Origin of the sequence: Sulfitobacter sp. (assembly GCF_041552635.1) — a bacterium.
Classification (GTDB): Bacteria; Pseudomonadota; Alphaproteobacteria; order Rhodobacterales; family Rhodobacteraceae; genus Sulfitobacter.
The window spans coordinates 1-1,620 of the sequence record NZ_JBFEKM010000349.1; the positions used below are offsets into that span (position 1 = coordinate 1).

Sequence of the window (1,620 nt, forward strand, 5' to 3'; positions counted from 1 at the left end):
CGACGAAGAACAGAACGTCTGTACCGGACTGGTCGCGGAACTGTTCGGCCAATGTCAGACCTGTCAAAGCAACACGCATACGCGCACCTGGAGGCTCGTTCATCTGGCCGTACACCAGTGCAACCTGCGACTTTTCAAGGTCATCAGGGTTGATAACGTTGGATTCGATCATCTCGTGGTAAAGGTCGTTACCTTCACGTGTACGCTCGCCCACACCGGCGAAAACCGAGTAGCCAGAGTGCACTTTGGCGATGTTGTTGATCAGTTCCATGATCAGAACGGTTTTGCCAACACCGGCACCACCGAACAGACCAATTTTACCACCTTTGGCGTAAGGTGCCAGAAGGTCGATAACCTTGATGCCTGTTTCCAGAACTTCGGATGTTGTGGACTGCTCTGAGAATTCGGGCGCGTCCGCGTGGATCGAGCGGCGCTCGGTCGATGCGATTTCGCCTTTTTCGTCGATGGGCTCGCCCACGACGTTCATGATCCGGCCCAATGTGGCGTTGCCCACTGGGATCGAAATTGGCGCGCCTGTGTCTTCGACGCGCTGACCACGAACGAGGCCCTCGGTCGCGTCCATCGCGATGGTGCGCACGGTATTTTCGCCAAGATGCTGAGCCACTTCGAGGATCAGTGTCTTGCCTTGGTTTTCGGTCGTGATCGCGTTCAGAATCTCCGGCAGGTGATCCTCGAACTGCACATCGACGACGGCGCCGATGACTTGTGTTACTTTACCGACAGCTTGTGCCATGTCGTTTTTCTCCAATACCTTACAGCGCTTCCGCGCCGGAAATGATTTCGATCAGCTCGTTGGTGATGACGGCCTGACGCGAACGGTTATATTCGATGGTAAGATCTTCGATCATATCACCGGCGTTCCGTGTCGCGTTATCCATTGCCGACATCCGCGCGCCTTGTTCCGAGGCCGCATTTTCCAGCAGAGCCGAGAAGATCGCCGTTGCGACGCCGCGCGGCAGCAGATCGGCCAAGATGGCCTCTTCGCTGGGCTCGTAATCGAACAGAGTTGTCGCCTCGCCCGCGCCTTCTTCGGTGTCGAAGGAGGCAGGGATGATCTGCTGTGCCGTAGGCGTCTGGCTGACGACGTTCACAAACTTTGCGTAAAAGATCGTGGCCACGTCAAATTCGCCTGCATCAAACCGACCAAGCACATCTTTCGCGATGCCCTGCGCGTCGGCATAGCCAAGGCGCTTGACGTCGGTCAGGTCAACGTGACCCACGAGGTTCTTGGCAAAATCACGACGAATACTGTCGCGACCCTTCTTGCCGACGGTCAAAATCTTGACCTCCTTGCCTTCGCTGATAAGGCGACGGGCGTGGATTTTGGCAAGCTTTGCGATGTTGGCGTTGAAACCACCGCACAGACCGCGTTCTGCGGTCATCACCACCAGAAGGTGAACCTTATTCTCGCCTGTACCGCTTAGCAGTTTGGGCGCGGAATCGGATCCACCGACCGAGGCGGCCAGCCGCGACATCACAGCGTTAAAACGCTCTGTGTAGGGGCGTGACTGTTCGGCAGCTTCCTGCGCGCGGCGAAGTTTCGCCGCGGCAACCATTTGCATGGCTTTCGTGATCTTGCGGGTGTTCTTCACCGACGCG

The 1,620-nt window shown here is 56.9% G+C and carries 1 protein-coding gene and 1 pseudogene; both read right to left on the reverse strand.

The window, feature by feature from the left end; all coding sequences use genetic code 11:
* Positions 1-754: pseudogene (locus ABYT07_RS20970) on the reverse strand (F0F1 ATP synthase subunit beta); the annotation flags it as partial.
* 19 nt (positions 755-773) lie between these two features.
* Positions 774-1,620: F0F1 ATP synthase subunit gamma (locus tag ABYT07_RS20975; protein WP_372993930.1), on the reverse strand; the 847-nt coding region annotated here is incomplete at its 5' end.